Here is a 16,748-nt window from a genome sequence, read left to right on the forward strand (position 1 = left end):
GTTCCCTCGTACGGCGGATGCCGGTGCAACTCCGGCTGCTGGACGGCCTGCTGCATCGCGGCCACGATCGAGGGCGGCCTGGGCAGGTCGCAGTCCCCAACACCAAGCGGAATCGGTGCGACCGCCCCGCCCGTGGGGCCGGCGCGCAGCTTGTCGATGCAGTCGAACAGGTAGCCGTCGCCGGTATGCAGTCGTGAGGAAGCCTTCATCCGGGCATGATCGCCCGCCAGCCCCACCCACGGCGCCTCCCCTGCTGCCGTGCCCCCCAAGACGGCCGGAACCGGCCGCTCACTGACACGGATCCCAGGGCATAGACCCTCGCTGGGCACTCCCGCACGCCCGTCCGGACAGCCGACACGTGCGTTATGTCGTCGGTCCTGTGTCGAGGAGTTTGGCTGCCGTGCCGATCGAGCCGGGCATGAGGGGGCGGTGGATCTTGGAGGTGCGCTTCGGCAGGCGGAAAGTCGTCTTCATGAGGCGGTGCCGGGGAAGAGCTGGCGCACCGGCCTGACGGTGCGTCGGAAAAGTCAGCAGTTGGTCAGCGTGAGTCCTGAGAGAATTGGGGAAAGCTGACCGAACATGCGAATCGTTGTAGGCTGCCGAGAACGCCCTTGACCTGCGGGAAGCAGGCAGGGAGCAGACATATCGGGAGTATTCGTATGCTTCGTACCATGTTCAAGTCCAAGATCCACCGGGCCACCGTCACCCAGGCCGACCTGCACTATGTGGGTTCCGTGACCGTCGACGCGGATCTGCTCGACGCGGCCGACCTGCTGCCCGGGGAACTGGTGCACATCGTGGACATCACCAACGGTGCGCGGCTGGAGACCTACATCATCGAAGGTGAGCGCGGGTCCGGGGTCATCGGGATCAATGGGGCCGCCGCCCATCTCGTGCACCCCGGGGACCTCGTCATCCTCATCAGCTACGCGCAGGTCGAGGACGCCGAGGCCCGGGCGCTGAAGCCCCGCGTCGTGCACGTCGACGCGGACAACCGGATCATCGAACTCGGCGCGGACCCCTCCGCGCCGGTGCCGGGGACGGACCAGGAGCGCAGCCCCCACGCGGTGGCTGTCTGACGGGAGCGGGGACCATGCCGCAGAGCACGTCGATCGAGTTCCAGGACGACCGCGAGGCCGGGCGGCTGCTGGCCGTCGAGGACGGGGCGGCGGTCGGCTCCATCGCCTACTTCGTGCTCTCCGGGCCGCCCCACGCCCTGGTCGCGGTGCACACCATCGTCGAGCCGGGGCACGAGGGCCGCGGCATCGGCGGGGATCTGGTGCGGACCTTCTACGGGATCGCCGCCGCCGAAGGGGTGCCCGTGGTCCCGCTCTGCCCGTACGCCGCGAGCTGGGCCGCCAAACACCCCGAGGAAGCACCCGAGGCGCCGGCCGCGGTCGTGGCCGCCGCCAAGGCGCAGCTCGACAGCGACTCCGACCTGTGGTGACGCGTACACCGGTCATGCGGGCTGATTGATCGCTCCGTGGATGTCGATCACTCGGATGGCTTCGAGACCATCCGGGCAACATCTGGAGTCCGCATGTCGAAAAGAATGTCGGCCGCCGCGATCTCGCTGGTCCTGGCCGCGACGGGGGGCGTCGCCCTGGCGCCCTCGGCGGTCGCCGCGGAGCCGGCCGTACGCGTCGCGGGCGCGGGGGAGACGTCCGCCGCCGCGCAGGGTTGGACCCGGGTGTCCAGACGGCGCGGCGGACCTGTGGGTGCGCGACGACGCCTCCGGCGACGTCCACCTCGTCAAGGGTGCCAAGGGCACCGACGGCCGGACCGCCTCCGCGGGCTGGGGCGCCGCCGGGAACCGGGTGAAGATCGCCTCGGGCATCGCCCCGGCGGCCTTCCCGACGCTGCTCGGCGCCGGTGACCTCACCGGTGACGGCGTGGCGGACCTGGCGGCCGTGGCGGCCGACGGCACGACACACCCGGAGCGGCGTCCCGTCAGGGGCGCCGCTCCGTCGTCGTGCTTCGTCGTCGTGCGGAGCGGCGGGGAACGGCGGAAGCTGGAACACATGGACCACGAAGAGCGGACGCGGGCCGAGCAGACGCAGCCGCCGCCTCCTGAACCCGATCCGACCCCGCCGCCGCAACCCCCCAACCCGTTCCCGGACCCCGATCCCATCCCGCGTCCGGTACCCCCCGAGCCCGTCCCCTTCCCGGAGCCCGACCCGGTGCCCCCGCCGCCCGGACCCGCGCCGCTGCCGCAGCCCGGGCCCTGGAGCTGAGCGGGCTCAGTCCGTACGGACCTCGGAGCGGTCGCCGCCCCACAGCGTGTGGAACGAGCCCTCGCGGTCGGTGCGCCGGTAGGTGTGCGCCCCGAAGAAGTCCCGCTGGCCCTGGGTGAGGGCCGCCGGGAGCCGCTCCGCGCGCAGCGCGTCGTAGTACGCCAGAGAGGCCGCGAACGCCGGGACCGGGATGCCCTGGCGCACCGCCGCCACCAGCACCGCACGCCAGTCGTCCTGGGCGGCGCCGATCTCCTGGGCGAAGCCCGCGTCGGCCAGCAGGCTCGGCAGCCCGGGCCGGGCGTCGTAGGCGGTGCGGATCCGGTCCAGGAACGCGGCCCGGATGATGCAGCCGCCGCGCCACAGGGAGGCCACCGCGCCGAGGTCCACGCCCCAGCCGTACTCCGCGCTGCCGGCCTGGATCTGGTGGAAGCCCTGGGTGTACGAGACGATCTTCGAGGCGTACAGGGCCTGCTCCACCCGGGCGGCGAAGGCGTCCGCCGCCTCCGGTGACAGCGGCGCCGCCGAGGGCCCCGCGAGCCCGCGGGCAGCCGTACGCAACTCGCCGTGGCCCGAAACCGCCCGGGCGAAGACCGCCTCGGCGATGCCCGACACCGGCACCCCCAGGTCGAGGGCGATCTGCACCGTCCAGCGGCCGGTGCCCTTCTGCTCGGCGGCATCGGCCACGACGTCCACGTACGGGCGGCCGGTCGCGGCGTCCGTGTGCGCGAGGACCTCCGCCGTGATCTCGATCAGGTACGAGTCCAGCCGGCCCCGGTTCCAGGCCCGGAACGTTTCCGCGATCCTCGAGGGCGAGTAGCCGGCCACCTCGCGCAGCAGGTGGTACGCCTCGGCGATGAGCTGCATGTCGGCGTACTCGATGCCGTTGTGCACCATCTTGACGAAGTGCCCCGCGCCGTCGGGACCCACGTGCGAGGTGCACGGCGTGCCGTCGGCGGCCTTCGCCGAGATCTTCTCCAGCAGCGGGCCGAGGGAGGCGTACGACTCCGCCGAGCCGCCGGGCATGATGCTCGGCCCGAGCAGCGCGCCCTCCTCGCCGCCGGAGATGCCCACGCCGACGAAGTGGAGCCCCAGCTCGCGCAGTTCGCGCTCCCGCCTGCGGGTGTCCTCGAAGTGCGCGTTGCCGCCGTCGATGACGACGTCGCCCGGCTCCAGCAGCGGGGTGAACTCGCGGATCACCGCGTCGGTCGGTTCGCCGGCCTTCACCATGATGATCAGGCGGCGCGGGCGTTCCAGCGCGTCGACGAACTCCTTCGCGGACCCGGCCGCGACGAAGTCGCCCTCGTGCCCGAACTCCTCCACCAGAGCCGTGGTCCTGGCCGCCGTGCGGTTGTGCACGGCGACGGTGAATCCGTTGCGGGCGAAGTTCCGGGCGAGGTTGCTGCCCATCACCGCGAGTCCCGTGACTCCGATCTGGGCGCTGCTGCTGGTCATCGTCGGTCTCCTGAAGGGGTGGGGCACCGCGGAACCACCGACGCTACAGCGACACCGGAACGGACCGGCCGCCTGTCACTCGCAGTCACTTCAACTCGCGCTTGAGTGCGCCCTGTTGCGCCCCTTGTCATGCTCTGGTCGCAGCGTTAAGTTGTGCGGTTCCTGATGTCTTCAATGGGGGCTCCCATGGGTGTACGGGGCCGGCACCGCCGGTATCAGCCGAGCAGCATCAACCGGGCCTCGCTCGCCGTCACCGCCGGCGGCGCGGGCATAGCGCTCCCGCTCATCGGCGCCGGAGCCGCCCACGCCGCGTCCGTGGACACCTGGAACAAGGTCGCCACCTGCGAGTCCACCAACAACTGGCAGATCAACACCGGCAACGGCTATTACGGCGGGCTCCAGTTCAGCCAGAGCACCTGGCGGGCCTTCGGCGGCACCGCGTACGCCGCCCGCGCCGACCTGGCCACCAAGGACCAGCAGATCGCGGTCGCGGAGAAGGTCCTCAAGGGGCAGGGCCCGCAGGCCTGGCCGGCCTGCGGGAAGAAGGCCGGGCTCAGCCGCAGCGGCCCGACCCCCGCCGTGAGCCTCCAGTCCCGGCCTCAGACCCAGCCCCAGGCTCAGATCCAGTCCCCGCGTCAGTCCCAAGTGCCGCCCCCGCCCCAGCAGTCGGCCGTACCGCGCCCGACCGGCACCTCCGTGCTGCCCAACCCGTACGTCGTCGCGCCGGGGGACTCGCTGTCGGCCATCGCCACCGAGCAGCACGTCGAGGGCGGCTGGCAGGCGCTGTACGAGACCAACCGGGCCACCGTGGGCGGCAATCCGAACCTGATCTTCCCCGGTCAGCGGCTCACCCTGCGCATCACCGCCGCACCGCCCGCCCCGAACCCGGAGAAGCCGCCTCGCACGGCCGAGCCCGTCAAGCCGGTGGAGCCGGCGGCCGGGAAGGCGGTCGAGAAGCCCGCTGAAAAGCCGGTCGAGAAACCTGTCGAGAAGCCCGCGGAGAAGCCGGTCGAGAAGCCGGCCCCGCAGCCCGCCTCAGTGAAAGAGCAGTCGGCCGCGGGCGGATTCTTCGCCCCCGTCGACGCCGGCCTCGGCACCGCGTACCGCGTCGCGGGTTCCTCCTGGTCCAGCGGCTACCACACGGGCATCGACTTCCCGGTGGCGACCGGGACGGCCGTCAAGTCCGTCGGCTCCGGCCAGGTCGTCTCCGCCGGCTGGGCCGGCGCCTACGGATACCAGGTCGTGATCCGGCACGGTGACGGCCGGTACTCCCAGTACGCGCACCTTTCGGCGCTCGGGGTCAAGGCCGGTCAGCAGGTCTCCGGCGGGCAGCGGATCGGCCGCTCCGGCTCGACCGGCAACACGACGGGACCGCACCTGCACTTCGAAATGCGCACGGGGGCCGGCTACGGCACCGACATCGACCCGCTGAAGTACCTCCGCGGACACGGGGTCGACATCTGAGCCGAGGCGTACGAGGGGCTCGGACCCGGATCCCGGACCGGACGGGCCCGCGTGGGCGAGCACGGGCTCGGCGGGAGCGGTCTCTGAGCCGCGCACGTGCTGCGGAACGACCGTGAGCAGGATCAGCCCGGCCGCCGCCAACCCCGCGCTCGCCAGCGCGGCGGCGGTGCCGGCCGCCCCGTAGCGGAAGCCCTCGTCGAAGAGCGAGATTCCGACGGCGGCCGCGATCACCGGGTTGACCACCGTCACGGTGGCCAGCGGCGCGGTCAGCCCGGCACCCCGGTACGCGGCCTGGGAGAGCAGCAGCCCGACGGCCGCGAGCGCGGCGATGGCCGCCAGGTCCGGCCACAGGGTGGTCAGGGCGTCGAGGCTGAAGCCCTCGGCCACCGACTTGGTGAACACCGAGGCCATCCCGAAGGCCGTTCCGGCGGCCGCGGCCAGCAGCACGCTGCGCAGCACCGCCCGGTGCATCCGGTGCGCGGCCAGGAACAGTACGGCCACGCCGGCGCCGGTCGCGGTCAGCAGCATGGTCTGCTCACTACCGACCAGCGTCTGCTCGTCCCGCCCGCCACCGCCCGTCAGGGCCAGTAGCCCCGCCAGTCCCACGGTGGCCAGTACGGCCCCGCGCCAGGCGGCCGCGCCGGCCCGGCGGCGTACGAACACGGCGGCCATCGGCAGCGCGAAGACGATCGTGAGCGCCCCGAGCGGCTGCACCAGACTCAGCGGCCCGTACGCGAGCGCCAGCACGTGGAGCAGCGCGCCGAGGCCGTTCAGCGTGATGGCGGCGTACCAGCCGCATCGGCGCACGGGGGCGTATGGCCGGCCCGTCGTACTCGACGCGACCCGTTCCTGGACGATCGCTCCACCCGCGTATGCCACGGCGGACACCAAGCAGAGGAGGACCGAAAGCACTAGGGCACTCATGAAATCCACAATGCCCCACCTGCGCGGGCTATTCCTCCCCCTGGAGGACGTCCTTAGTCATGCTCAAGGCATACTCCAGAAGCAGTACATGAGGGCAGAACGCGGTGCTTTCAGCCACCTCGGGCACGGGAATTCCATCCTCCGCTACCGGGGTCGCAGCATGGCCCGGGTGCGCCCCCGGTGCGCCCGTCGCATTCACGCCGACCGGGCCCCGCGCCCGGCCCCGGGGAGGGGGCGTACGGCGCCGCGCGCCTCCACCGGGATTCGAGTCCGGGCGGACCCCGTCGGTACCGCGGCCGGCCCCCCGCGCGAACGGATCGCGAACCAACCCCGAACCAGTCCCGAACGAGCGCGGAGCGTGATGAATGCCCCCATAACGTGACAGCCCGCTCGCGGTCCGTGAGGCGGCCGCTCATGAGTTTGGTCCCGGGCGCGGGGGATCCGTACAGTTTCCCTTTTGGGGCCTTCCGCAGCAGGCGGATGCGGACGAGCGAGCAAGGAACGGCAGCGGCCATGACGGTGACCGAAGACAACCACGTGACCGGGGAAGACCACGGCTACGGGCCGGGCATCGACCCCGACCGCCTGGCCCTGTGCCTCAGCGTCCTCGACGAGCTGGACAAGCTCGACGTCGACCACCCGGACGCCATCACCGTACGCCGCGCCACCGCCGGTCTGTACCGCACGGTCAAGCAGCGCCGCCGCCAGGAGCGCCGCGCCGCCAAGACCGCGAACGACAAGGCCGTCACCGAGGCGACCGCGACCGGCTCCGCCGAGCGCATCGACGACGAGACCGAGGGCATCCTGCCCTCCTCGGTCACGGAGGCCGGCCGGATCGCCGGGATACTCCAGCGCCCGCGCTCCTGCTACGTCTGCAAGACGCGGTACGTCGAGGTCGACTACTTCTACCACCAGCTCTGCCCGGAGTGCGCCGTCGAGAACCGGACCCGGCGGGAGGCCAGCGCCGACCTCAGCGGCAAGCGCGCGCTGCTCACCGGCGGCCGGGCCAAGATCGGCATGTACATCGCGCTGCGGCTGCTGCGCGACGGCGCGCACACCACCATCACCACCCGCTTCCCCAAGGACGCCGTCCGCCGCTTCAAGGCGATGGAGGACTCGGCGGACTGGATGCACCGCCTGGAAGTCGTCGGCATCGACCTGCGCGACCCGGCCCAGTCGGTGGCGCTCGCCGACCAGGTGAGCGAGGCCGGCCCGCTCGACATCCTGATCAACAACGCGACGCAGACCGTGCGCCGCCTGCCCACCGCCTACGCGGCGCTGGTCGAGGCGGAGGCCGCTCCGCTGCCCGCCGGTGAGCTCCCGGCCCACCACGTCATCGGCGCCTTCAACTCCGGCGCGGTCGACGGCCTGGCGGCGCTGCCCCTCGGCGTGAGCGGGCTCGAAGCGCAGAAGGTCGCCGACTTCGCCCTGGTCGCGGGCAATGCCAGCCTGGAGCGGCACCTCGCCGGCACCGCCATCGACGCGGGCGGCCTGCTGCCCGACGTCGTCGAGAGCAACACCTGGGTGCAGACCATCGACCAGATCTCCCCGGTGGAGCTGCTCGAAACCCAGCTGTGCAACTACACCTCGCCGTTCATCCTGATCAGCGCGCTCCGGCCGGCCATGGCCGAGGCCGCCCGCAGGGCGTCCAGCGGGCGTGCGTACGTCGTCAACGTCTCGGCGATGGAGGGCGTCTTCAGTCGCGGCTACAAGGGCGCGGGGCACCCGAACACCAATGCCGCCAAGGCCGCGATGAACATGGTGACGCGGACCAGCGGCCAGGAGATGTTCCAGACCGACCGGATCCTGATGACCTCGGTCGACACCGGCTGGATCACCGACGAGCGCCCGCACTTCGACAAGCTCCGCCTCGCCGAGGAGGGCTTCCACGCCCCCCTCGACCTGGTGGACGGCGCGGCCCGGGTCTACGACCCGATCGTCCGCGGCGAGCTCGGCGAGGACCTGTACGGCGTCTTCCTGAAGGACTACGCCCCCGCCAACTGGTAAACGGCGGAGCGCGGCCGGGGCTCCCGCCCCGGCGCCGGGGTCACGAGGGGCTCACGCCGTACGGTCGTACGCCCTCGCCGCCACCAGCTCCAGCACCGGACGCCAGTCCTCCATCACGCCCGCGTCCAGGCCGACCACCTTCCCCGCGTCGTCGGCCTGGCGCAGGAGCACCGCGGCCTCCCCGTCGGGATCGGCCGCGAAGGCGCGCACCTCGGCCGCGCCCATGACCCCGCCCTGCGCGCGCAGCGTCAGCGCGCTCTGCGGCGACAGCGCCCGCTCCGGCTCCACGGCGGCCAGATAGCGCTTGGCCGGTACGTGCAGCCGCACCAGCCGGGCCACCCGCTCGCCCAGCAGCGGACGGATCGCTTCCGCCGCGTGATCGGCGTGCCCCGCGTCGTCCCCGGGGAACAGCAGATGGCCCAGGTCGTGGACCAGGCCCGCGACCTGCAACTCCTTGTCGAAGGGGTGCGAGCGGCGCAGCAGCGCCGCCGTCTGGAGCCCGTGGTCGTGCAGATCGACCGGATCCCCGCTGCGGTCGGGCGTGTCCCACGCCCCGCGGCAGGCGAGCAGCAGGTCCATCAGCTCCTCGACGGTCCCGATCACCCGCGGCACCCCGGACTCCGACACCTTTCGCTCCCTCCGTCGCCCCCACGTCCGCGCCCGAGCAGACCATCCTCCGTCGACACTCCGGCGTACGACTGGCTGAATTCGGGGCGAAAACGAGTAGGCGGGGCGGATTTTGCCTTTCCATCGAGCGGGGGTCCGCTCATATGTGTACTCTGAGGGACACGGACGGCCCCACCAAGGCCACCCTCCGTATCGAGAACCATGGCGCCACCGCGTCCGGAAAACCTTTAATCCTGCCCCGGGAGCGGTCCGCCCCCGGGTTACGCGACACAAAGGAGTGCGCGGTGACACCAGAACTGACGACGACCGACCAGGCGTTGATGGAGCGATCGGGTCCGCGGAACAGCAGCCGCCCCGACAAGCTCGGCAACCTGGAGGTCTGGGCCCGGTCCGCACCGATCCGGCTCGCCGGTTACGAGGACGACCTCGCGGAGCCGCACATCCTGCCCGGCATCGACTGACCGTCGAGCCGTAGGCCGAGACGAACCCGGTCACGCCGAGCCCCCGCGCCGACACAGGCGGCGGGGGCTCGGGCGTTCCCGGTACCCCGGAGCTCCCGGTACCCCGGAGTTCCCGGCTGCCGTACGCCGTGAGCGTCATCGCTGTCGGCGATCAAGACTTCCCCCGCCCCGCCCCTGCGGGCAGGCTCACCCGCATGAAACTGCTGATGCTGGGTGGCACCGAATTCGTAGGACGCGCGATCACCGAAGACGCCCTTGACCGGGGCTGGGAGGTGACCGTCTTCCACCGCGGGCACCACGCGCCCCCGCCCGGCACCACCGCCGTGCACGGGGACCGGACCGCCCCCGGCGGCCTGGACGCCCTCGCCGAGGGGGAGTGGGACCTCGTCGTCGACACCTGGGGCGGCGCCCCCACCGCCGTGCGGGACAGCGCCCGGCTGCTGAACGGCCGCGTCGGCGGGTACGTGTACATATCCAGCCGCTCCGTGTACTCCTACCCCGCTCCGGCCGGGCTCGCCGAGGACGGCCCGCTGGTCGACGGCTCCCCGGACGCCGAGTCCATCGCCTACGCCGAGGACAAGCGCGGCGGCGAACTCGCGGCCCTGGCCGCCTTCGGCGACCGCGCCCTGCTGGTCCGCGCCGGCCTCATCATCGGCCCGTACGAGAACGTGGGACGGCTGCCCTGGTGGCTCAACCGCACCGCCCGCGGCGGCCCGGTGCCCGCCGCCGGTCCGCGCGAACTGCCGCTCCAGTACATCGACGTACGGGACCTCGCGCGCTGGACCCTGGACGCCGCCGGGGCCGGGCTCGGCGGTGCGTACAACGCGGTCTCCCCGGTCGGACACGCCACCATGGGCAGCCTCCTCGACGCCTGCTCGGCCGTCACCGCGGGCGGCGCGGAGCTCCGCTGGATCGACCCGGCCCGGATCGAGGAGGCCGCGGTGGCGCCGTGGACCGAGCTGCCGATCTGGCTCCCCGAGGGCGAGATGCACGACTACATGTTCGGCGGCGACGTGGCCAAGGCCCGGGCCGCGGGCCTGAAGTGCCGGCCCGTGGAGGAGACGGTGGCCGACACCTGGGCCTGGCTCCAGGAACTCGGCGGCGTGGCCCCGCAGCGCCCCGACCGGCCCGCCCCGGGCCTGTCCCCGGAGCAGGAAGCGGCGCTACTCGGGCTCTGAGGGCATCGAGCGCGCCGGCCGTGCGAGCCGGGTGGGCGGCAGGTACTCGCGCAGCAGCCTGCGGTGCCACCATTCGCCCGTCTCGCGCAGCTCCCGCCAGGTCGTGAACCGGTAGCGGTACAGCCGGGCCCTGATGTAGGTCGGCGGGGCGTCCGGGAAGGGGTTGTGGCGGATCAGCCGCAGCGTGTCCCGGTCGCCCGCCAGCAGCCGCTCCACGAACGGCCCGAACCAGTCCCGGGCGTAGCCGGGGGACAGCGCCGCGAACCACATCAGCCAGTCCAGGCGCAGGTGGTACGGGGCGAACTGGCGCGGGACCCTGCGCAGTTCACCCGGTTTGCCCTTGAAGCCGTACTCGCGCCACGCGCCGTCCTCCCGCGGCAGCGCGTCGGCGGTGCCCTCCACCACGATCTCGTCGCGGATCCGGCCCACCGTGCCGAACGCCCCGTAGGTGTTGACCAGGTGCAGCGAGTCGAAGGAGCGGTTCATCACCTGGCGGCGCGAGACCATGTTGGCCACCGGGTGCCGGCTCAGGACCAGCACCAGGGCGGTCACCGCGCACACGAGGACCACGAACCAGACCGGGCCCTGCCGGGAGGCCGCGGCCGGGGGCGGTCCGGCGAGCCCGGTGAAGTCGACGGCCGGCAGGGCGAGCGTGATCGTCAGCCAGTTCAGCCACGCGAAGTTGCCCGACAGCACCAGCCACAGCTGCGTCGCCACGATGATCCCGGCCGCGTAGGAGGCCACCGGCTGCGGAGTGAACAGCAGCACCGGAACGAGCAGCTGCGTCACGTGGTTGGCCGCGCACTCCACCCGGTGCAGCGGCCTCGGCAGATGGTGGAAGAACCAGCTCAGCGGCCCCGGCATCGGCTGCGTCTCGTGGTGGTAGTACAGGCAGGTCAGCCCCCGCCAGCAGGCGTCCCCGCGCATCTTGATCAGCCCCGCGCCGAACTCCACCCGGAAGACCACCCAGCGCAGCAGCCACAGCACCAGGACCGGCGGTCCGGTGCGCGCGTTGCCGAGGAAGACGGCGAGGAAGCCCGCCTCCAGCAGGAGCGACTCCCAGCCGAAGGAGTACCAGGTCTGCCCCACGTTCACGATAGACAGGTACAGCAGCCACAGCAGGGCCCACATGCCCATCGCCGCGCCCAGCGGCACCGCGTCCCCGGCCCCCGCCGCGAGGGCCGCCGCCAGCGCGGCCCCGCCCCAGGCGCAGGCGGCGAAGAAGCGGTCGGAGTAGTGGAGTTGGAAGAGGCTCGGGGCGTGCCGGAAGGGCGCGTACCGCACGTAGCGCGGCACGGGTGTCATGCCGTGCGCCCCGATCAGTGCGCGGAACTGCAGGGCGGCGCCGGCGAAGGCGACGAGGTAGACGCCGGCCAGGGCCCGCTGGAAGACCAGCCGGCCCAGCCAGTATCCGGGCGCCGTGAACCAGTCCATCGCCTCCAGTATCAGGCCGCCCGGGCGCCACCGGCCAGCTTGCGCAGGGCGCGGCCCAGCATCCGGGCGTACGCCTTCTGCAGCACGGGCACGACCGGGCCCGCCAGGCGGGTGTACCAGACGCCCGGGCGGCTGAAGGCGGTGACCTCGAACCAGACCGCGCCGTCCCCGTCGAGCCGCACGAGGAAGGACTCCTCCCCGGCCTCGGGATGCCCGGTCAGGGTTCCGTAGGCGAATCCGGCCAGGTCAGGCTCCTCGGGGGTCCACAGGACCCGGCACGGCACGGTGATGCGCAGCAGCCCGTAGCCGAGGCCGATGTCCACCCGGGTGCCTGGCCGCGCGGTCTGCGCATCGGCCCGGACGACCGCGCCGGTGGCACGGTGCATCGCGAAGCCGCACACCGCCGCCCCGGCGGCCTCGAAGACGGCGCGGCCGTATCCGATCCGGGTCCGGTGGTGCAGGTGCTGGTAGGCGGCGGGCAGCGGGCGCCGCCGGGTCGCGCCGACGTCGGGGTAGTTGAAGCCGGGCCCGGCCGGGGTGGGGCGCCCGGTGTTGAGGAGGCGGGTCATGGCAGGGTCTCCATTCGGTCGGCGGCCAGGCGGCGCCAGGCCAGTACCGAGCACAGGGCGAATCCGAGCGCGTTCCCGAGGCCGTGGGTCGCGGCCATCCAGGTCAGGGTGGGGTGCACGACCCCGATGGCCTCGCCGAGCGCCCACCACAGGGCGAGCAGCATGGTGGCCACCAGCACGGCGGCCGAGGTGGCGAGCAGTGCCCCGGTGGCGCGGTCGCGGGCACCGGGCCGGATCTCCCGCCAGGTCAGCAGGGCCACCGCCCACATGCCGCCGGTCAGCACCACCGCACCCACCAGCTCGGCCCAGTCGTCGACGAAGTAGCCGATGAGCACGAGCAGGGTGCCCGCCGGGACGCTGTACGCCGCCCAGCGCGCCAGCCCGCTCGCGGCCCGGGCCCCGACGCCGCGGCACACCAGGCCCGCGACCAGCGCGGCCGTGAACCCGGCGAAGTGGAAGTGCGGCACGGTCAGCGCCAGGATGTCGAGGTCGAAGCCGAAGAGCCGGTACCCGGCGCGTTCGGCGACCAGCGCGGTCCCGGCCACCGACGGCGAGAGCAGCGCCGTGAGCACCGCGACTTCGGGCGGGGCGAGCGGGTTCCCGGCGGCCCGGGTCCGCAGCAGCCGGGCCGGGGCCCGCGCCGCGAGGGCCAGGGTGGCCGCCGCGTAGAGTACGGCGAGCGCCGTGGCGGCGGTCCCGCGGGGCAGCCACAGGCACAGCGCCCCGGGGGCGGCGGCCAGCGGCCAGAGGCGGGCGGTCCGGCGCAGTCCGGCCGGGTCGATCAGGCGCAGGCCCGCGGGGACGACGTAGAGCATGCCCAGGGTGACGATCAGGTTCACCAGTACCGTCACCGTGGACTCCCCTCCCGCACGAACGCATTGAACGCGTTCAACTCATGGTCGTGACCCTACGGGGTTCCTTGAACATGTTCAAGCCGCCGTTCGGGCCGCCCGTCGGCGCTCCGGTTGCGGTGATCGCGCGGATGCGGCAGACAAGAGGAGTCAACCGGGGCGAAAAGGGAGAACTCACGTGCACGCACCGACACCTCCGACACCTCGTCAGGCGCCGAGTCGTCACACACCGGCCCGCGCAGCCCTCTTCACCGCCCTCGGGCTCCTCGCCGCGGCCTGCGGAGCCTCCGGAGAGGACGGACAGACCAAGGGTCCGGCCGCCGAGAGCCAGGAGGTCCACCTCCAGCCCGTGGCCTCGGCCGGCCCCGACCCCTTCACCACCTCCTCCGCCACCGGCGAGTCGGCCCCCGTCCAGCCCCCGCTCCCCAACCCGACCGGCCAGGGCATCCGTACCGTCAACGCCGCCACCCCCGGCCTCTACGGCGGAACCCACCGCCTCGGCAGCTGCGACGTGGAACAGCAGGTCCGCGCCCTCACCGAGGACGACGCCAAGGCCCGCGCCTTCGCAGAGGCCTCCAACGTCGAACAGGAGAAGATCCCGGACTTCCTGCGCGCCCTCACCCCGGTGGTACTGCGCGCCGACACCCGGGTCACCAACCACGGCTTCAGCGGCGGGCGGGCGAACAGCTACCAGTCCGTGCTCCAGGCCGGAACCGCCGTCCTCGTCGACGACCACGGGATGCCCCGGGTCCGCTGCGCCTGCGGAAACCCGCTCCAGGCCCCGCGCTCCGCCAAGGGCTCCCCGGTGCAGAGGGGGGACACCTGGAGCGGCTACCACCCCAACCAGGTGGTGGTGATCGAGCCGACCGTCCAGGTGATCCACAACCTGGTCATCGTCAACGTCTCCAACAACACCTGGATCGAGCGCAAGAGCGGCGACGACGGAGCCCAGGACCGCATCCCCCGCACCCCGCCCCCGTACGACCCGGCCGACGGCATCCCGACCGGCCCCGCCACCCCGCCCGGAACCTCGCCGGTCGACCCGTGCCCCACCCCGGACAGCAACAGCCTGGCGCGCACCTCCCCGCCCGGCGCGAGTCCGAGCCCGACGCCCGCCCGGACCGACTGCCCGCCGAACGTACCGGCCACGCCCGACAGCAGGGACATGCAGCGGGACCCGAACGTTCCCGGCGTCCCGAACGACCCCCGCGTCCCGAGCGCACCCAGCGTCCCGGGGGTGCCCACCGCGCCGCGGCCGCCCGGGGAGGTCTCCCCGGACGTCTCCCCGGACGTCCCCACGGACATCCCCTCGGACCTGCCGCCCCAGTTCCCCAGCGACCCGGGGGTCCCGCTGGAGCCCGACGGCCCGCTGTCCCAGCCGAGCGATCCGTACGGGCCCGACGACCCCTACGGCGTCCCGGACCAGCAGCAGCCGCCCACCCCGGACACCGGCCCCTACCTGGAGAGCGCCTGACCGGCCCGTGTGTCATGGTGGACCGGTGCCGACCACCGTATCGCTGCCGGACGACTGGCCCGCACACCCGGACCGGTCGCTCTCCCTGAACCGCATGGGCAGCTTCGACTGGGACCTGGTCACCGGGCTCATGCACATGGACTCGGCAGCCCTCGACGTCTTCGACACGGCCCCCGAGGAGTACGACGGCCGGCCCGAGTCCCTCGGTCCGCGCGTCCCGCCCGCCGAGTCGACCCGGCTCGACGCCCTCGTCTCCAGCGCGCTCAAGAGCGGCGTCGACAGCTACGGCGCGTACTTCCGCATCCGCTGCCACGACGGGCGGCTGCGCTGGACGCACACCCAGGGCCGCGTCATGCGCGGCCCCGACGGGCGCCCGTACCGGATCATCGGCATCGTCCGGGACGCCACCGAGGAACTCAGCCACTCGGCCGAGCGCATGGGCCTCGACGAGGAACGGCGCCGCCAGACCTCGGTCGTCGAGAGCACCACCGCCGCGCTCGCGCACGCCCGTACGGTCCAGGACGTCATCGACGCGCTCGGCGACGCCCACGGCCTGGAACGGCTCGGCTCGATGGGCATGGTGATGGGCCTCGTCGAAGCCGGCCGGATCCACCTCGTCGCCGAGGGCCCCGAAGGCAGCTTCGTCCCCGGCACCCGCTACACCCGGATCGACGAGCAGTACCCGATGAGCGAGGTCGTGCGCTCGCTCCAGCCCCGCTTCCTCGATTCCGCGCAGGAGTTCGCCACGGGCTACCCCGGGCTCTGGGCGAAGATCTCCTACATGGACATCTCGGCGGCCGCCTATCTGCCGCTGATCGCCCAGGCCCGGCCGATCGGCGCCATCGGGCTGCTCTACCAGGACAAGGCCGGCTTCACCCAGGAGGAGCGCAACCTGCTGGTCGCCCTCGGCAGCAGCATCGCGCAGAGCCTGCAGCGCGCCATGCTCCTGGAGCAGGAGCACGACCTGGCCGAAGGCCTCCAGCAGGCGATGCTGCCCCGGCGCATCCCCTCGGTGCCGGGCGGCGAGATCGCCGTGCGCTACCGCTCCGCCCGGATGGGCCAGGACATCGGCGGCGACTGGTACGACGTCATCCCCCTGCCGGGCGGACGCGTCGGCGCGGTCATCGGGGACGTCCAGGGCCACGACACCCATGCGGCCGCCGTGATGGGACAGCTGCGGATCGTGCTGCGCGCGTACGCCGCCGAGGGGCACTCGCCGGCCACCGTCATGGCCCGGGCCTCCGTCTTCCTGCACGAGCTGGACACCGACCGCTTCGCGACCTGCACGTACGCCGAGGCCGACCTCGCGACGGGGGTCCTCCAGCTCGTCCGGGCCGGCCACATCGACCCCCTGCTGCGGACCCGCGAGGGGGACTGCCGGCGGGTGCCGGTGGAAGGCGGCATGCCGCTCGGCCTCTCGGCGGAGTTCGGCCGCCTGGAGTACCCCGTGACCACCGTGGAACTGGATCCGGGGGAAACGCTTCTGCTGTGCACGGACGGCCTGGTGGAACAGCCCGGCGCGGACCTGGACGACGGGATCCACCTGCTGACCGCCCTCATCCGCAGCGGACCGTCGGACCTCCAGCGGCTCGCCGACCGGCTCTGCGAGGTCGTGGACGACCGCGGCGGGGACGACGACATGGCGCTCCTGCTGCTGCGCCGCCACGTGGAGGACACCCCGCAGGGCGGCGGCCGCCTCCAGCAGCACGTCGCCCCGGGCGACCCCGAAGCCCTGGTGGCGGCCCGCCACATGATCGGGGCCGCGGTACGGGCCTGGGGCGCGCGGGAACGCGCCGACGAGATCGAGCTGGTGGCCGACGAGCTGATCGTGAACGCCCTCATGCACACCGACGGCCCGGCGATCGTGACCCTGCGCGTCCTGCCGGGCCCCCAGCGGCGCCTCCGGGTGGAGGTGGAGGACCGGTCCAGCGCACTGCCGAGGCGGCGCGAGGCGGGCGAATCGGGGGTGTCGGGGCGCGGGCTGCTGCTGGTGGACCGGCTCGCGGACGGCTGGGGAGTGGAGTCGCGGGGCAGCGGCAAATGCGTGTGGTGCGAGTTCGTGATGGGGTAGGG

General features: G+C 72.9%; 14 protein-coding genes and 1 pseudogene. 9 read left to right on the plus strand and 6 right to left on the minus strand.

The window, feature by feature from the left end; translation table 11 throughout:
- The first annotated feature begins 659 nt into the window (after positions 1-659).
- The 3 genes from panD to ACZ7GJ_RS23795 all read left to right on the plus strand — a co-directional run bounded on the left by panD (position 660) and on the right by ACZ7GJ_RS23795 (position 2,234).
- Entirely contained in the window at positions 660-1,079 is a 420-nt protein-coding gene (panD, locus tag ACZ7GJ_RS23785) for an aspartate 1-decarboxylase (protein WP_365927386.1), read from the plus strand.
- 14 nt (positions 1,080-1,093) lie between these two features.
- On the plus strand, positions 1,094-1,447 hold the full coding sequence (locus ACZ7GJ_RS23790; RefSeq protein WP_470754480.1) for a GNAT family N-acetyltransferase: 354 nt from the start codon (positions 1,094-1,096) through the stop codon (positions 1,445-1,447).
- A 271-nt stretch (positions 1,448-1,718) separates the two neighbouring features.
- Positions 1,719-2,234: a hypothetical protein gene (locus ACZ7GJ_RS23795; protein ID WP_470754481.1), complete on the plus strand. Its 516-nt coding sequence runs from the start codon at positions 1,719-1,721 to the stop codon at positions 2,232-2,234.
- Positions 2,235-2,240: 6 nt separating this feature from the next.
- Here ACZ7GJ_RS23795 and gndA read toward each other — a convergent pair whose 3' ends face one another.
- Positions 2,241-3,686, minus strand: coding sequence for an NADP-dependent phosphogluconate dehydrogenase (gene gndA / locus ACZ7GJ_RS23800; protein ID WP_470754482.1), 1,446 nt, complete (start codon positions 3,684-3,686; stop codon positions 2,241-2,243).
- Between the two features lie 186 nt (positions 3,687-3,872).
- Here gndA and ACZ7GJ_RS23805 point away from each other — a divergent pair, with 186 nt between their 5' ends.
- The gene (locus tag ACZ7GJ_RS23805) at positions 3,873-5,150 is read left to right on the plus strand and encodes a transglycosylase family protein (RefSeq protein ID WP_470754483.1); all 1,278 of its coding nucleotides are present in this window, start codon (positions 3,873-3,875) and stop codon (positions 5,148-5,150) included.
- A gap of 198 nt (positions 5,151-5,348) precedes the next feature.
- Here the strand turns inward: ACZ7GJ_RS23805 and ACZ7GJ_RS23810 are convergent.
- Positions 5,349-6,074 (minus strand): annotated as a pseudogene (locus tag ACZ7GJ_RS23810) (DMT family transporter); the annotation flags it as partial.
- 513 nt (positions 6,075-6,587) lie between these two features.
- Between ACZ7GJ_RS23810 and ACZ7GJ_RS23815 the strand changes: the two are divergent.
- Positions 6,588-8,081, plus strand: coding sequence for an SDR family NAD(P)-dependent oxidoreductase (locus ACZ7GJ_RS23815; RefSeq protein ID WP_470754485.1), 1,494 nt, complete (start codon positions 6,588-6,590; stop codon positions 8,079-8,081).
- Between the two features lie 51 nt (positions 8,082-8,132).
- Here the strand turns inward: ACZ7GJ_RS23815 and ACZ7GJ_RS23820 are convergent, their stop codons facing one another.
- Complete coding sequence (locus tag ACZ7GJ_RS23820) at positions 8,133-8,660, minus strand: HD domain-containing protein (RefSeq protein ID WP_470754519.1); 528 nt, start codon at positions 8,658-8,660, stop codon at positions 8,133-8,135.
- A gap of 332 nt (positions 8,661-8,992) precedes the next feature.
- Here ACZ7GJ_RS23820 and ACZ7GJ_RS23825 point away from each other — a divergent pair, with 332 nt between their 5' ends.
- Both ACZ7GJ_RS23825 and ACZ7GJ_RS23830 read left to right on the plus strand, forming a co-directional pair.
- Complete coding sequence (locus ACZ7GJ_RS23825; RefSeq protein WP_470754487.1) at positions 8,993-9,169, plus strand: hypothetical protein; 177 nt, start codon at positions 8,993-8,995, stop codon at positions 9,167-9,169.
- 194 nt (positions 9,170-9,363) lie between these two features.
- On the plus strand, positions 9,364-10,347 hold the full coding sequence (locus tag ACZ7GJ_RS23830; protein ID WP_470754489.1) for an NAD-dependent epimerase/dehydratase family protein: 984 nt from the start codon (positions 9,364-9,366) through the stop codon (positions 10,345-10,347).
- Here the strand turns inward: ACZ7GJ_RS23830 and ACZ7GJ_RS23835 are convergent.
- Genes ACZ7GJ_RS23835 through ACZ7GJ_RS23845 form a run of 3 tightly spaced genes read right to left on the minus strand, consistent with a single transcriptional unit; the run spans position 10,333 to position 13,201 of the window.
- Positions 10,333-11,781: a lipase maturation factor family protein gene (locus tag ACZ7GJ_RS23835; RefSeq protein ID WP_470754491.1), complete on the minus strand. Its 1,449-nt coding sequence runs from the start codon at positions 11,779-11,781 to the stop codon at positions 10,333-10,335. The two genes, ACZ7GJ_RS23830 and ACZ7GJ_RS23835, sit on opposite strands and share 15 nt — an antisense overlap.
- Before the next feature lie 11 nt (positions 11,782-11,792).
- Positions 11,793-12,350: a DUF1990 family protein gene (locus tag ACZ7GJ_RS23840; protein ID WP_470754493.1), complete on the minus strand. Its 558-nt coding sequence runs from the start codon at positions 12,348-12,350 to the stop codon at positions 11,793-11,795.
- The gene (locus tag ACZ7GJ_RS23845; protein WP_470754494.1) at positions 12,347-13,201 is read right to left on the minus strand and encodes a YndJ family protein; all 855 of its coding nucleotides are present in this window, start codon (positions 13,199-13,201) and stop codon (positions 12,347-12,349) included. Before ACZ7GJ_RS23845 ends, ACZ7GJ_RS23840 begins: the two co-directional genes overlap by 4 nt.
- Positions 13,202-13,379: 178 nt before the next feature.
- On the opposite strand from ACZ7GJ_RS23845, the gene ACZ7GJ_RS23850 reads away from it, so the two are divergent.
- Positions 13,380-14,675 carry a DUF6777 domain-containing protein gene (locus ACZ7GJ_RS23850; RefSeq protein ID WP_470754496.1) on the plus strand — a complete coding sequence of 432 codons (1,296 nt, stop codon included), beginning with the start codon at positions 13,380-13,382 and terminating at the stop codon, positions 14,673-14,675.
- A gap of 7 nt (positions 14,676-14,682) precedes the next feature.
- A complete protein-coding gene (locus tag ACZ7GJ_RS23855) occupies positions 14,683-16,746 on the plus strand; it encodes a SpoIIE family protein phosphatase (protein WP_470754497.1) in 2,064 nt (687 codons plus the stop codon).
- The last annotated feature ends 2 nt before the right edge of the window (positions 16,747-16,748 follow it).

The organism is Streptomyces sp. NPDC037242 (genome assembly GCF_055604165.1).